The 13,748-nt window shown below is 44.5% G+C and carries 13 protein-coding genes and 1 riboswitch; of the genes, 5 read left to right on the forward strand and 8 right to left on the reverse strand.

What is annotated here, in order from left to right:
* Positions 1-16 precede the first annotated feature (16 nt).
* Positions 17-1,057 carry a YeiH family protein gene (locus KFT32_RS10575; protein WP_211747161.1) on the forward strand — a complete coding sequence of 347 codons (1,041 nt, stop codon included), beginning with the start codon at positions 17-19 and terminating at the stop codon, positions 1,055-1,057.
* A gap of 25 nt (positions 1,058-1,082) precedes the next feature.
* Here the strand turns inward: KFT32_RS10575 and KFT32_RS10580 are convergent, their stop codons facing one another.
* Both KFT32_RS10580 and KFT32_RS10585 read right to left on the reverse strand, forming a co-directional pair.
* Positions 1,083-1,913 (reverse strand): hypothetical protein, encoded by an 831-nt coding sequence (locus tag KFT32_RS10580; protein WP_211747162.1) that lies wholly within the window; start codon positions 1,911-1,913, stop codon positions 1,083-1,085.
* Positions 1,910-2,485 carry an RNA polymerase sigma factor gene (locus KFT32_RS10585; RefSeq protein WP_249435804.1) on the reverse strand — a complete coding sequence of 192 codons (576 nt, stop codon included), beginning with the start codon at positions 2,483-2,485 and terminating at the stop codon, positions 1,910-1,912. Before KFT32_RS10585 ends, KFT32_RS10580 begins: the two co-directional genes overlap by 4 nt.
* Before the next feature lie 234 nt (positions 2,486-2,719).
* Between KFT32_RS10585 and nfsA the strand changes: the two genes are divergently transcribed.
* A complete protein-coding gene (gene nfsA / locus KFT32_RS10590) occupies positions 2,720-3,463 on the forward strand; it encodes an oxygen-insensitive NADPH nitroreductase (protein WP_211747279.1) in 744 nt (247 codons plus the stop codon).
* 110 nt (positions 3,464-3,573) lie between these two features.
* Here nfsA and KFT32_RS10595 read toward each other — a convergent pair whose 3' ends face one another.
* The 5 genes from KFT32_RS10595 to KFT32_RS10615 are packed head-to-tail and all read right to left on the reverse strand — an operon-like array spanning position 3,574 to position 7,380.
* A complete protein-coding gene (locus tag KFT32_RS10595) occupies positions 3,574-4,380 on the reverse strand; it encodes a TatD family hydrolase (RefSeq protein ID WP_211747163.1) in 807 nt (268 codons plus the stop codon).
* Between the two features lie 26 nt (positions 4,381-4,406).
* The gene (locus tag KFT32_RS10600) at positions 4,407-5,204 is read right to left on the reverse strand and encodes an ABC transporter ATP-binding protein (protein WP_211747164.1); all 798 of its coding nucleotides are present in this window, start codon (positions 5,202-5,204) and stop codon (positions 4,407-4,409) included.
* Between the two features lie 56 nt (positions 5,205-5,260).
* Positions 5,261-6,022: an ABC transporter permease gene (locus tag KFT32_RS10605; protein ID WP_211747165.1), complete on the reverse strand. Its 762-nt coding sequence runs from the start codon at positions 6,020-6,022 to the stop codon at positions 5,261-5,263.
* Positions 6,019-6,312 (reverse strand): thiamine-binding protein, encoded by a 294-nt coding sequence (locus tag KFT32_RS10610; RefSeq protein WP_211747166.1) that lies wholly within the window; start codon positions 6,310-6,312, stop codon positions 6,019-6,021. The genes KFT32_RS10605 and KFT32_RS10610 overlap by 4 nt, the downstream gene beginning before the upstream one ends.
* A gap of 42 nt (positions 6,313-6,354) precedes the next feature.
* On the reverse strand, positions 6,355-7,380 hold the full coding sequence (locus KFT32_RS10615; protein ID WP_481856324.1) for an ABC transporter substrate-binding protein: 1,026 nt from the start codon (positions 7,378-7,380) through the stop codon (positions 6,355-6,357).
* Positions 7,381-7,519: 139 nt separating this feature from the next.
* Positions 7,520-7,640: riboswitch (TPP riboswitch) on the reverse strand.
* 393 nt (positions 7,641-8,033) lie between these two features.
* Between KFT32_RS10615 and serS the strand changes: the two genes are divergently transcribed.
* The 3 genes from serS (at position 8,034) to KFT32_RS10630 (ending at position 12,491) form a co-directional block, all read left to right on the forward strand.
* Positions 8,034-9,323 carry a serine--tRNA ligase gene (serS, locus tag KFT32_RS10620; RefSeq protein WP_211747167.1) on the forward strand — a complete coding sequence of 430 codons (1,290 nt, stop codon included), beginning with the start codon at positions 8,034-8,036 and terminating at the stop codon, positions 9,321-9,323.
* 94 nt (positions 9,324-9,417) lie between these two features.
* Entirely contained in the window at positions 9,418-9,834 is a 417-nt protein-coding gene (locus KFT32_RS10625) for a pyridoxamine 5'-phosphate oxidase family protein (RefSeq protein ID WP_211747168.1), read from the forward strand.
* A gap of 401 nt (positions 9,835-10,235) precedes the next feature.
* Positions 10,236-12,491, forward strand: coding sequence for a bifunctional 2',3'-cyclic-nucleotide 2'-phosphodiesterase/3'-nucleotidase (locus KFT32_RS10630; RefSeq protein WP_211747169.1), 2,256 nt, complete (start codon positions 10,236-10,238; stop codon positions 12,489-12,491).
* Between the two features lie 128 nt (positions 12,492-12,619).
* Here the strand turns inward: KFT32_RS10630 and KFT32_RS10635 are convergent, their stop codons facing one another.
* The gene (locus KFT32_RS10635; RefSeq protein WP_211747170.1) at positions 12,620-13,714 is read right to left on the reverse strand and encodes a hypothetical protein; all 1,095 of its coding nucleotides are present in this window, start codon (positions 13,712-13,714) and stop codon (positions 12,620-12,622) included.
* Positions 13,715-13,748: the final 34 nt, after the last annotated feature.

The following is a 13,748-nucleotide window of genomic DNA, read 5'->3' on the forward strand; positions in this document are numbered from 1 at the left end:
CAAGGGGTGTATTGTTATGAATAAATCAGTGGCTGCACCGCAAAAAGAATCAAACAAAAAGGGATTCTATTTGGGGATTGGTCTCACACTGGTCATCGCATTAGTCGCAAGATATTTGGCGATGCTTCCTTTTTTAAGTATCATGGGCCAGCTTGTGCTTGCTATCTTGCTTGGTATGCTTTACCGAGCTTTTGTACCTGTTCCTGAAATTGCTGCTGGGGGCATATCATTTTCCAGTAAAAAGCTTCTTCGGTACGGAATTATTCTGCTGGGTGTGAGGCTTAACTTAGCCGACGTAATTGAAGCGGGTCCAAAAGTACTGGCTATAGCTATTATTAATATTATTTTTGCCATCACCGTTATATTCTTACTTGCAAAATGGTTCAAAGTCGATCAGAAGCTCGGACTATTAACCGCGTGCGGAACTGCAATCTGCGGAGCGGCTGCGGTAGTTGCTATTTCTCCTCAATTAAAAGCAAGCGATGAAGATACCGCAATAAGTGCGGCAACCGTCGCGATTCTTGGCACGATTTTCACCTTATGCTATACCGTATTGTACCCTGTACTTGGATTAAGTGCATCCGGCTACGGCATCTTCTCAGGTGCAACGCTGCACGAAATCGCTCATGTCATTGCAGCAGCAGATCCTGGGGGACAAAGTGCAGTAGATTTGGCGGTTATCGTTAAATTGTCCAGAGTTGCAATGCTTGTACCGATTGCCATCATTATTGGAATGTGGAGCGCTCGCAAAGAACGTAATGAAAATGGAATCAACACGAAAATGAGTTTCCGTAATATCCCCATACCTTGGTTCATTGTAGGTTTCTTGGTGATGAGTGGGGTTAATACACTGAATATTATTCCACCTGCTATGGTATCCATTTTGATCACCATTTCTTATCTTCTGATTGGAATGGCAATGGCCGGTCTTGGACTCGGTGTTCAGTTTTCTACATTTAGAAAAAAAGGATTACCTTCTTTTATCGCAGGTGGAATCGGATCGATCTTATTATCCATTCTTGGTTTTGCTCTTGTACATTTATTCGGACTTGCATAAAAAAAACATTTGAAAGCCCTTGGGATCAGTTGTCCGCAAGGGCTTTAATATTGTGTGTGAATTCGCTATAAGGTACTTCTTCAGCACTCGGTGGATCTAGTTCGGAATCGATGGAAGAAACAAGATCGTCCTCTGAGACTACATAAATCCCTTTGGTCTGTCCGACAAGATTATAGGTGCCAGGTTGTTCAGCTTTGCTCATAAATAGAATGACTCGGTCTTCTTTTGTTAATGAAATATCAGCGTGGTTCAAAGTCTCACTCATATCAATCTTCAGATCAGAAGGTATCTCTTTTTCGCTAGAAACTACAATTTCATTCACCTGTGCTTGAATAGAGATTCCTTTATCGCTTCCGTCGGTTGCTTTTATTTCATGCGTTTCTGTTATGTTGAGGTCTGCAATGAGGTCGGCCTCATTGATCAAGTCCTTCATCCAAAGATTCTGATCTGAAATACTCGTTTTGTATGTTTCATTCTCACTTGAGGAGTATAAGTCATCCTCGTTTTTGGTGGATTTCTCAAGACCTCGTTGATCCATCGAGAAGGGGAGATTGTTTACTGCATCTTCAAAGGACTCCGTAGGCATTGAGGTTTCAGCCATGCTTATCGTAGCTGCATCATTTGGTTTCAGCCCGTTACTTGATAGGAGCATCCAAGCTGCAGTAAGTACCGCACCGCATGCTGTAATTGTGACGAAGATATGTTTTAGGCGAAAACGTTGTTTTTTGGAGGCAGGATTCTGTGAAATACGCTGCACCGTCTGGATTACTTTTTGCTTATGTTCCTCTGTGAAAGGTTCATCCCCAAATGGTCCTTTTTTTACATGCTTTTGCCATTCCTCATGATGTTCTGTCATTCAGCCCGCCTCCCTAGTTCTTTTTGTACCTTTTCCTTAGCTCTGGAAAGACGTGATTTCACCGTACCCTCTGAAATGTGAAGTACATTTGCGATTTCATGAATTTTCATTTCATATTTTAAGGAGAGAATAAGTACCTCCCGTGATTTGACAGACAGGCTCATGATGACGTCCCAAATCGAGTCTTCGTAGTGTTGTTCCATGACAATCGATTCAGCAGAAGGGACAATCCGGCTGTTGCGGGACAGGGCACTGCTCCCCGCTGTTTTTTCCTCATCTATGGAATAGAGCTTCCCGCCTAAGCTCTGCCGAAAGAAACGCGATCTCCGGTAGGAGTGAGCCGTGTTTCGCGTGATGGTGATCAGCCATGTTTTGAGAGAAGCTTCTCCCCGGTACGTGTGAATCCCTTGATACGCCTTAATAAAAACCTCTTGTGAGATATCATCGGCGTGATCCCGGTCTCCAGTCAGAAAAAAGGCGTAATTCCACACGTCATTACCATAGTCGTCCATCATTTGATATAAAGTTTCGTTATCCAGCGTAACCGCATGTTTTAGATCGCCATAATCCAAGCTTGCTCACCTCACTACTCTATAGACTATCTAAATGCGAAATAAGTTCCTAGGTGTAAAGAGAATCCATGTTTTTCCTTACTCGCTGGAGGCTTTACTAATATGGTGGGCAAAAAGGCACGTACAATGAGGTACTGATGGAGTTTGAGAAGTACCTGACGATCAAGTAGACTTAGGAGGTGCTTTTTGCACATGAATGAATCCAAGTATTCAAGATCGGAGCTGAATAATACGATGAATGAGACGATTAATTTATTGATGAATCACAAGTCGATACGTAAATACAAGAATGAACCAGTGACAGATGAACAGCTGGAAACCATTGTTGCAGCAGGGCAGATGGCTTCCTCTTCCAGCAATGTACAGGCTTATAGTGTCATTGCCGTTACTGATCCCGAGCTAAAAACAAAGCTGACTGCACTAGCAGGAAACCAAGCTTATATAGAAGAATGTCCCGTCTTTCTTGTCTGGTGCGCGGATATGTACCGGTTGCGTGAAACCGCCTTACCTCACACTGCCGGGGCAGAAACGTACGAAGATACAATGGAGAACTTTACAGTAGCAACGATTGATGTGGCACTTGCTGCACAAAATGCGGCGGTAGCTGCGGAGTCTCTAGGACTTGGTGTTGTATATATCGGGGGCATTCGCAATAACATCGAAGATATTTCCAAACTTCTGGGATTGCCTGAATTTGCTTACCCTGTATTCGGTATGTGTCTTGGCGTACCGGATCAGGAACCTGTGCTGCGTCCACGTTTGCCCCTAAAAGCAGTCCTACACAAGAACGGGTATAGCAAGGAGCAAACTCTTGCTGGAGCAAAGGAATATGATGAGACTCTTTCAGCCTACATGATGGAACGTTCTGGCGGAGAGCAGTCTGCTACGTGGTCTGAGATGATGGCGAAAAGACTGACTCAGCCCGCTCGTCTCCAGTTGAAAGCTTTTCTTAAAGGTAAAGGATTTATGAAACGCTAATATCGAATTTCATTTGTTAGAGGAATAAAGAAGGAGAGGCCTCCGCACAAAAGTGCGGGGGCCTCTCCACGTATGTAGTAGAGCACTAATATTGAAATTATAATGGAAATTTATAGGCTGTAAAACTGTCTGGTGTTCCTATAAAACAGTTCTGCTGCGGCAGTAAGTTTCACTCCAGTGACATCACACCACGCACGTATTACGTCTTTTACCATACGGGGATGGGTTTTGTGAGCGGCAAAAGGCCCTTCAAAAGGCCAGGGACCATCGGTTTCTGCCATGATCTGATCATGAGGATACTTACTAGCCAAATCTTGAATTTCTTTTTCATAAACAAGATCAGGTGTGAAAGAAATGTAGTATCCGTTCTCGGCCATCCTGCGGACAGTATCATCGGAGCCTTTAAACCAGTGAAAATGCGCCTTGTTAAATTGATGTCGCTCCAGCAAATCGCAGGCGATATCGGCATCCTCATAAACCGCATGCAGTACAATGGGTTTGTCATGCTTTTTAGCAAAGACGATAAACTTCTCCAGCATGGAGATATACGGATCTAAGTCAAAAGGTTGTCCGGCTTTTTCTGCTTCCAGCCGTGAATAATAAGGTAATCCTACTTCACCTACTGCGATCATGGAATCGATATGATTCTCCATCCAGTCCAGCAGTTCATTCAGTTGTTCCATACTTGGCACAGGCTGCTCCGGGTGATATCCATAAGCAGGATAGATCAAATCTGGTGCAGCTGATGAGATTCTCTCCATCTTCTGGCACGAAGTAAGGTGAGTTGATACGGCAATTACAGATTCTACGCCGTTTGGAGCAAGTGACAACCGTAGCGGCTGAATTTCATCATCATACTGGTCAAGGTGAATATGTGCATCAATAACCGGGCACCCAAAATCATCGGTTTGCTGCATGTAGACTTCACCTCCTTGTATCTAGATTACAACAACCGACTTTGTTCTTTTTCCGCGCGTAGCAGGCCTGATATCTCCCTTTTCAGGGCCAGAAACTCAGGGTCCTCAGTAATACGTTCCTGTCTTGGTCTTGGAAAAGGAACTTGGACCTCATGTAGCACAGTAGAAGGACGTCCGGAAAATACGTATATTCGATCTGATAACAACAATGCCTCTTCAATATTATGAGTAATAAAGAGCACCGAGCGGCGATACTGCTCCCAAATACCGAGCAGCCATTCCTGCATTTCACTTCTTGTGAGCGCATCGAGCGCACTGAATGGTTCATCAAGCAGCATGAGCTCTTGAGGGCTTAGTAGTGCGCGTACAAAAGCAGCTCTCTGCTGCATACCTCCGGAGAGCATATGGGGATAGGCTTCTTCGAAACCTTCAAGTCCCGCTTGTTTAATCCAGTGGTGGATGTCTTCCTGAGTGATCTTCCCGCTCTTCTCAGCATGCATCCGAGGAGCAACCTCACTGGACAGCTTGATATTATCAATGATTGTGCGCCAAGGAAAAAGTGCCGGTTGCTGGGGCATATAGCTGATATGCCCTCGTTCTCCTGTTACCACTTCTCCATCCATGTGCACACTTCCTGCCCCGGGATCAAGAAGTCCACCAATAATTTGAAATAGGGAGCTCTTGCCGCTACCGGATGGACCAACAATGGAGATGAATTCTCCCTTCTGAACGGTGAGCGAAATATCCTTAAGGACGGGTAATGTTTTTTTCTTCTCTCGGAAGGAGAGAGCAATCTGTTTTACTTCTAAAGCGGGTACCTTCATGTGCTTTTATCTCCTTTCCGAGATGTTTTCGTTCATAGAGTAGCTTCTTTGCGACATCATTTCGTACCACTTGCCCGCCAGCGGACAAGTACTTTTTCAAGTAGAGCAATTAACGCAAATAGGATCAGACTTAAGATGACGATAATTGCCATCGCCACAAATACCCGGTCTGTACGATAGGCTGATTTTTGAAGCATCATATAATAGCCAATTCCCCGATCCGTTCCAATCCACTCTGCAATAACAGCACCCATAACACTGTAGGTAGCAGCAATTTTCACCCCGGAAAAAACAGAAGGGAGCGCGTGCGGAACTTCCAATTTGCTGAAAATTTGCGCTTTGCTTGCTCCGGCCATACGCATGTAGTTCATCATGCCCCGATCCGTTTGGGTCAGACCGTCCATGGTGGAGACTGCGACAGGGAAGAAGCAGACAAGCGTAATGACTATGATTTTGGGGAGAAGCCCAAATCCGAACCAGATCATCAGCAGAGGAGCCAGAGCGATGGTCGGTATATTTTGGCTAAGAATAAGTAGCGGGTATAAGGCCGATTTCAGAAACGGGACCAAATGAAGCAGCATCGCTGTGAGAAGACCGACACTTGTACCGATCAAAAATCCAAGCAGAGTCAGCTGTACCGTGGCCCATGTATGCTGGGTGAGGCTTGCTGCCTGAGCAACCGCTTCTTTAGTAATATCAGCAGGACTTGGCAGAATCCACTTCTCAATATGAAAAAGCGGCACGGCAATTTGCCATACCGCCAAGAAGAGAATGACTGCCGCAAGAGGCGGCCATACGCTTTTCCACCAAGAACTCATGGACGGTATTTCTCCGTAAGTCCTTCCATGCTGATTCCACTAGGATAGTGAGCGATCTTGATCTGGGAGATGACACTCGGACTGCCTGCTTCAATCAGTACTTCGTGCATTTGGCGAACGACCTCGAGCAGCTCTGGTAGTTCCCCTTCCAGTGTTGTTTCGAGCGGATTTACTTGATATTTGACCCCCGACTTTTGAATGACCTCAATAGCTCGGTCAACATAGGGGATGGAATCTTCTCCATTCGGAGTTTTCGGTATGACTTGAATGCTGAGTAGCGTCTGTGCCATGATGATTCACCTTCACTTTCCTTCATTATAGTAATAACCGTATTATTCAGTTGGTAAAAACTCATTCGTAAAAGATTTATCTACTTCGAGTGGTTTATCCAGAAGTTTATGCTCAACCATCCAGTCAGAATAGTTCTGCCATACTTCTGCTTTCTGCTCACCCCAGCGAGTAGCGTCATCCTGATATTTCGGACTCAGCCATTTTTGGCTGGCAAGCACAAGATCTTTATCTAGATCAGGTACGGCTGCACTCAAAATACCTGCAGCTTCTTCTGGGTGTTCAATCGTGTATTCATAACCTTTTGTTGTTGCTCGCATAAAAGCTTTTACAAGCTCCGGATCTTCGCTAATGGTCTTTTCATTTGAAATCAGAACTGGAGTGTAATAGTCTAATTTCTCCGAGTAATCTTTAACATAGAACATGTCAATTGGTTCTCCGCGAAGCTCAGCTTCGATCCCGGTCCAGGCATAGAAGATCCAAGCAAAGTCAATATCACGTTTCGTTGCTGTAAAGAAATCGGCATCGCCCATGTTTACATTTTTAACTTTCTCTACATCACTGCCTTCGAGGCTCATAATGGTATCAAGCACGGCAGAATCGATTGGGGAGCCCCAGCCGCCGTAAGTTTTACCTTCAAAATCTTTAGGTGACTTGATGTTCCGATCGGCTGGAGCGGCGAAGCCAGACGTATTATGCTGAATGACTGCAGCGATTGATACAATTGGTACTCCTTGTGTACGGGCCTGAGTTACGCCTTCCTGATAACTTACCCCAAATGGGACTTCACCGGAAGCGACCATTGTGTCGGCACCCGCTTGTCCAGGTTGAATAATCTCGACATTCAAACCTTCTTCCTTGAAATACCCTCGATCTACCGCAGCATAAAGGCCGGTATGATTCGTGTTCGGTGTCCAGTCTAGGACTACTTTGATGTCTCGAAGTGTTTCATTTTCTGTGGATCCTTCTGGTGAGCCCTGTTCTCCTGAATTACTACTCCCGGCATTCCCACAGGCTGTTACGATCGTGAGCATAGTAAGCAGCAAGAAGATGCCTAATTTTTTCTGCACGTGTTCCCTCTCCTTTAGATGTCGTAGGTATCCTTTAGAATGCACCTGAAAGCTTCCTTTTCTTCATAAAAAAAAGCATCCCGGATCGGGATGCTTTGTACGTAAGGGGGAACGGCTATACTTATACTTCAAGTGAAAGCCAAAACATATTTCTCCATTCCTACGCTGGCATTATCCAGATCAGGTTACAGGGTACGTATCTACACGTTTTCACGGATACTATCTCAGCCGGCTTTGAACCAGCACCCCTTGAGCACATTATAAAGTAAGGTATTACAAAAACTCATTATAGTCTTATACCGCAGGCATGTCCAGATCATAAGAGGATGAAATGGGAGGGGAATGAATGAAAAGGTTGCAAATTGGAGAAAGCTATTCTATAATCATTTTCAACTAAAAACCGATTAAAATGCCAGTGAAGAGAATCCAACTCGGAGGCGTTTTCGTCAAGGGAGTACGTCAATCCCCTAAGTTAATCGGCACCGCCCGTTATCGCGGAACCAAAGTGATTGAAATGGATGCAAATTCAGAAATTCAAAGTTCATTTCAATAAGTTGGGTGGCACCGCGAGCATATAGAGCGCTCCTCGTCCCAAGGGATGAGGGCGCTCTTTGTCTTTTTTTAAATAATAACGACAGGGACGTGAGCGGTTTATGCTAGATATGAAATGGATTCGTGAGCATGCAGATGAGGTAGAGGAAGTTGCAAAGCAGAAGAAGATGAATATGTCGCTCCGAGAACTTTTGGACGCAGACGACAAACGCAGGGAACTAATCACGAAGGTTGAGAAGCTTCGTGGGCAACGAAATGCAGGTTCGGAAAAAGTAGGTCTGCTTATGCGGGAAGGACGTAAGGAGGAAGCGAATCAGTACCGCGAGGACATAAGGGAACTTGGCGTTAGCATCGCACAGATGGAGAAGACATTGTCCGAAGTTGAACAGGATTATGACAGGCTAAAGATGCTAGTTCCCAACATCGTATCACAGGATACCCCCATTGGTGAGTCGGATGCAGATAATGTACTTGTTCGGCAGGAGGGTGAAGTCAAAGAGTGGGACTTTCCCATTAAAGATCATATTCAGCTTGGGGAACTGCATGAACTATTCGATGTGCCACGTGGAGTTAAGGTCGCTGGTTCGAGAAGTTATTATTTGAAAGGTGACGGAGTATTATTGCACCGAGCGGTTCAGCAGCTTGCGCTGGATATTGTGATGAAACACGGATTTACCCCAATGGAAGTACCGGTTATGGTAAGGGAAGAGGCACTGGTGAACACCGGTTTTTTCCCAACAGGGCGTGACCAAACTTATGCTCTGGAAGGGGAAAACAAATTTCTTGTCGGCACCTCAGAAGTTCCGCTTATCTCGTATTATGCCGGAGAGGTCATTGATGTAACAGAACCCATTCGACTTGCAGCCGTATCGACCAGCTTCCGCAGCGAGGTAGGATCGGCAGGTCGAGATGTCAGGGGACTTTACCGAGTCCATCAGTTTGCCAAAGTAGAAATGGTAGTTCTGACGGAAGCCAATGCCAAAGTGTCTGAACAGGTACTTCAAGAAATTACGGGTTATGCCGAAGAGCTGCTACAAGCGCTTGAACTTCCTTACCGGGTCATGGCCGTATGCACGGGAGACATGTCACAGAAAACGTACAAACAATATGATATCGAGACCTGGATGCCAAGCAGGCAGGCCTATGGAGAGACCCATTCGTCGTCCAATTTGCATGACTTTCAGGCTCGTCGATCTGAGATTCGCTACCGGGATGCAGATGGGAATCTAAAGTATGTTCATACGCTGAATAATACGGCTGTAGCCTCGCCAAGAATATTGATTCCACTGCTGGAGAACCATCAAATGGAGGATGGAAGCATTTATATTCCAAAGGCACTTCGTCCCTACATGGGAGGAAAAGATAAAATTATGAGCGGCCCTCAAGCATAATAAATACGGTTCAACTTTTGAGAGACGGGTACACTATAGTAATAGGAATTTCTATTAAACCTTAAAACTTCTCTCTCGAAAGGGGACAAATACAATGAATAAAACGGATCTTGAACGTGCAATCGTAACGGCAATTGAACAGAATAAATTTGGTTCCTTGGCTACAGTAGAGGGTGGTAAACCCAAAGTAAGATATATGGCTATATTTAATGATGGTCTGAACATTCATATGGCAACAAACCGCTGTACTCATAAGGTGGAAGAGCTAGAGGATAACCCGAATATTAGCTTGCTGTTAGGTTATGAAGCAGGGGGTACTAAGGATGTACTGGAGATCGAGGGTATAGCGAGTGTAACGAAAGACAGCGGACTGCGCAAGAAATTATGGAATGATGAATTTAAAAATTGGTTTAGCGGACCAGAAGACCCGAACTACGTAATTTTGGATATCACACCGAAACGGATAGAGTACACGGGTAAAGGTCAAGAAAAACAGGTATGGGAGTCATAAATACAAAGCTAATTTAGGCTGATGTTATCGAAAGAGGGGCGATCTTATAGGTTGCTCCTCTTTGCTATGATTTTTGTAAAATAGAAATTTGTCTTCTATAAAACGAAGGCTTTCACAAGGAAATGACATGAATATATTATATGATGTTACCTATGTGTAAATTGTATTGAAAATTTTGTCTGATTAGGTTGTTTCTGATAAATTAACTCTTTTATACTAGTAATAAATGGTTTAGAATATCGTGGAGAAGTCTATTTTTACCAAAGGGGGTTCGTGTGTAAAACAACCTGACAGATATGATTTACATAATTGATAATGACTTCGGATTCAGGGTTTACAGTAGATATTTACACTACACATGAGTCAAGAGTACATGGTAATGAAAATCAGGAGGGGTTCTTTTGAAATCACGCAAACCTATATTGGCAGGTCTGACCACGGCAGCCTTGCTGTTTCAATTATTCGCAATTCCTGGACAACCTGTATCAGCAGCCGATGCGGCAAAAGTTAAGTTGCGGATCCTAGAAACAACGGATATTCACGTTAATCTCCTCGATTATGACTACTACAGCGACAAAGCTGTGGATACCTACGGCCTTGCAAGAACGGCTACGCTTATTAAACAGGCTCGTAGTGAAGCGACGAACAGCCTTTTGTTTGATAATGGTGACCTTATTCAAGGGAATCCGCTAGGCGATTATGTAGCCAAAGTGAAGCCCCTGAAGGGTGCTGAGGTTCATCCCGTGTATAAAGCAATGAATCTGCTCGATTATGATGCAGCTACGCTCGGAAATCATGAGTTCAACTATGGGCTTGATTTCTTGAACCAAACTCTCAAAGGTGCTGAGTTTCCTTATGTGAATGCCAACGTCTACAAAGACGATGGGGACAAGGACGAGAGCAATGATGTGAACTATTTTAAACCTTATGAAATTATTGAGAAAAAAGTAAAAGACGAGTCTGGCAAGGAGCATACGCTGAAGGTCGGTGTGATTGGACTTGTAACTCCACAGATCATGCAGTGGGACAGTTCTTCTCTTACAGGCAAAGTCATTACTAAAGATATTGTAAAGACAGCAGAAAAGTTTGTTCCGGAAATTAAAGCAAAAGGTGCAGACATTATCGTTGCACTCGCTCATACCGGATATGATCAAAATCCACCAGCAGACATGGCTGAGAATGCCGTTCTTCCGCTTAGCGAAGTGGATGGTGTTGATGCCATTCTGTTTGGACATGCTCACAAGGTTTTCCCGGGAAGTGCATTTGCAGATCAAAAGGGAGTTAATCTTGAAAAAGGCACCATCAATAATGTTGCCGCTGTAGAACCCGGTGCTTGGGGAGATAACTTGGGAGTTATTGATTTGCAGCTGGAGCAAGTAAACGGCAAATGGAAAGTTGTAGATTCCAAATCCGTTGCAAGTCCGATTTACGATGCTGCGAACAAAAAAGCGATCGTTAAAGCAGATAAAGAAATCGTGGCAGCAGTATCAGCCGAGCACGAAGCAACAGTGGACTACGTTCGCGGACCTGTGGGAACAACAACAGCACCGATTACGAGCTACTTTGCTCTAGTACAAGATGATCCTTCCATTCAGATCGTAACGAATGCTCAAAAATGGTACATCGAGAACAAACTGAAAGGCACGGAGTATGAGGGGATTCCTGTATTGTCTGCTGGTGCTCCATTCAAAGCAGGCGGCCGTATGGGTGCAGACTATTACACCGATATTCCAACAGGAACAATTGCAATCAAGAATGTAGCAGATTTGTATGTATATCCGAATACAGTACATGCAGTTGAAGTTACAGGTGCGGAAGTAAAAGAATGGCTCGAATGGTCCGCAGGACAATTTAACCAGATTGATCCGAGTAAAAAGGGCGAGCAAGCGCTGGTTAATCTTGATTTTCCAACGTACAACTTCGACGTTATTGATGGCGTAACTTATGAAATTGATGTAACTCAGCCTGCTAAATACGATGCAAAAGGTCAAGTTGTAAACGCTTCTGCAAGCCGTATCAAAAACCTTCAATTTGACGGAAAAGCGATCGATCTGAAGAAGAAATTTATCGTAGCTACGAACAATTATCGTGCTGGATCTTCTAAACTTGCAAATCCAGATGGCAAACGTATCGTACTGGCTGCACCAGATGAGAGTCGTCAAGTGATCATTGACTATATCACAGAGAACAAAACGATTAACCCGGCTGCGGACGGCAACTGGTCGTTCTCTGCTGTAAGTGGCAATCCTGAAGTTATTTTCAATACAGCACCTGAAGCGAACAAAATGGTTCAAGCAGATAAAGAGCTGAGCAATGTGATGACATACCTTGGTGAAGGAGAAGGCGGGTTTGGTAAGTATTCCTTGAAGCTGGCAGGAAACACAACATCAACGCCTGAACCAACACCAACACCGGAGCCGGAGAAACCATCCAAACCGGAACCAGAAAAACCGTCAAAACCAGAACCATCCAAGCCAGAAAAGCCATCCAAGCCGGAAGTTAGCAAAGACAAAGTCCACGTTGTGAAAAAAGGTGACAACTTATATCGCCTTGGCTTGAAATATGGAGTGGATTGGAATGCAATTGTAAAAGCAAACAAAATTAGCAATGTGTATACCCTGCAAGTGGGTCAAAAACTAATTATCCCTGCGTCGTAATAAATAGAATGTAAGCAAGTAAAAAGCCTTGTCCTTCCCCGAGTAAACTCGGTTAGGGCAAGGCTTTTTGATATGAAGGGGATGTTGCGAAGGAGTTGAAAAGATAGTTCATGAATAGACAGAGAGGATTAAGCTTCCGGGGTAAGTGTCGTTACATAAATGCCAAGCGGTGTGCTTGCGCTGCCAGCCGTCATGTATTTGAAAGAGTAGGAGCTCTCACCGGGAGGAACAGTGACGTCCGCGATGGGACTTGCCTGTGTATTATTGCGAAGAAGCGGAATACCGTATGTTTTACCATCAATGAGTGCAGCTCCGGCAAAGGCACCCCCGCGTGGATTTACCCGAATACGAATGGTAGATTCACGATCCGTTTCATTCAGAATAGGTATGGTTACCTGATAGACAACTCCAAATTGTCCGCGATTAGTCATAGACCCAGGAAGCGTGCTGCTGTCAGCAGTGAAGAGCAGGTCAGCGGGCAACTCTCCCGTTAATTTTGTCCCCGCACAGGTACGGTAATTGGCACTTTGGCCAACACGATATACCGGTGTCGTTGCATCGGTTTCTGAGAAAGTCCAACTTCCGCGCGGATGGGCCTGTGGAGCCGGACGAGGTGGAAGCGGGTCTGAAGTAATCTCTCGGAGGTCTTTATCTTCGACTTTGGATACGACGGTCCGAATCTCGTAATTCTGACCCCCTTTTCCGCTTGCATGCTCTACTGTAAATTCGTAAATGAATCCTGCGAGTACGTCTTCTTCCACTGTAAATTCCTCAATGAGAGCAACTCCTTTACTGAATTTATAATGATCTACCGGTTTGATTCGATCGAGGGTACCACCCACGCATGATTTGGCAAGGCATTGACCTACATCGATGATCCACTGACCTGTTGAAGGACTAAGTTTGAGATCTCTTTCGATGTGTCGGACCTCGATTTGATCCTTGTCTTTATTTTCAATCGTGACTCCAATACGAACGGGAGCCCCTGTGCGATTGTAGTGCCATCCAAAGATCCGATGCTTCATGGAGCGTTTGGAAGTCACTACAACATCATGCCAAAGTGTTGCAAAAGGTTCAGTCAAAATTTCTTGAGTCAACGTCTCCGGGTTATCACTAAGCATTAGTCTGCGTTCGTCACCTGCTTTTGCGGAAGCGATATCGATATTAATGTTTCCTGGTACCGTCAGTGTTTCTACGACTAGATTTTCTTGTTTACAGCTCATACTTAATTCCTCCTCTTATTTCTTTTATTTTTTT

It is taken from the genome of Paenibacillus sp. Marseille-Q4541 (assembly GCF_018310695.1).
Lineage (GTDB): Bacteria > Bacillota > Bacilli > Paenibacillales > Paenibacillaceae > Paenibacillus.

Coding starts and splice junctions, on each gene's coding strand:
- KFT32_RS10575 (WP_211747161.1), top strand. CDS start 17: ATGAATAAATCAGTGGCTGCACCGCAAAAAGAATCAAACAAAAAGGGA.
- serS (WP_211747167.1), top strand. CDS start 8,034: ATGCTAGATATGAAATGGATTCGTGAGCATGCAGATGAGGTAGAGGAA.
- KFT32_RS10635 (WP_211747170.1), bottom strand. CDS start 13,714: ATGAGCTGTAAACAAGAAAATCTAGTCGTAGAAACACTGACGGTACCA.
- KFT32_RS10605 (WP_211747165.1), bottom strand. CDS start 6,022: ATGAGTTCTTGGTGGAAAAGCGTATGGCCGCCTCTTGCGGCAGTCATT.
- KFT32_RS10600 (WP_211747164.1), bottom strand. CDS start 5,204: ATGAAGGTACCCGCTTTAGAAGTAAAACAGATTGCTCTCTCCTTCCGA.
- KFT32_RS10625 (WP_211747168.1), top strand. CDS start 9,418: ATGAATAAAACGGATCTTGAACGTGCAATCGTAACGGCAATTGAACAG.
- KFT32_RS10595 (WP_211747163.1), bottom strand. CDS start 4,380: ATGCAGCAAACCGATGATTTTGGGTGCCCGGTTATTGATGCACATATT.
- KFT32_RS10610 (WP_211747166.1), bottom strand. CDS start 6,312: ATGGCACAGACGCTACTCAGCATTCAAGTCATACCGAAAACTCCGAAT.
- nfsA (WP_211747279.1), top strand. CDS start 2,720: ATGAATGAGACGATTAATTTATTGATGAATCACAAGTCGATACGTAAA.
- KFT32_RS10580 (WP_211747162.1), bottom strand. CDS start 1,913: ATGACAGAACATCATGAGGAATGGCAAAAGCATGTAAAAAAAGGACCA.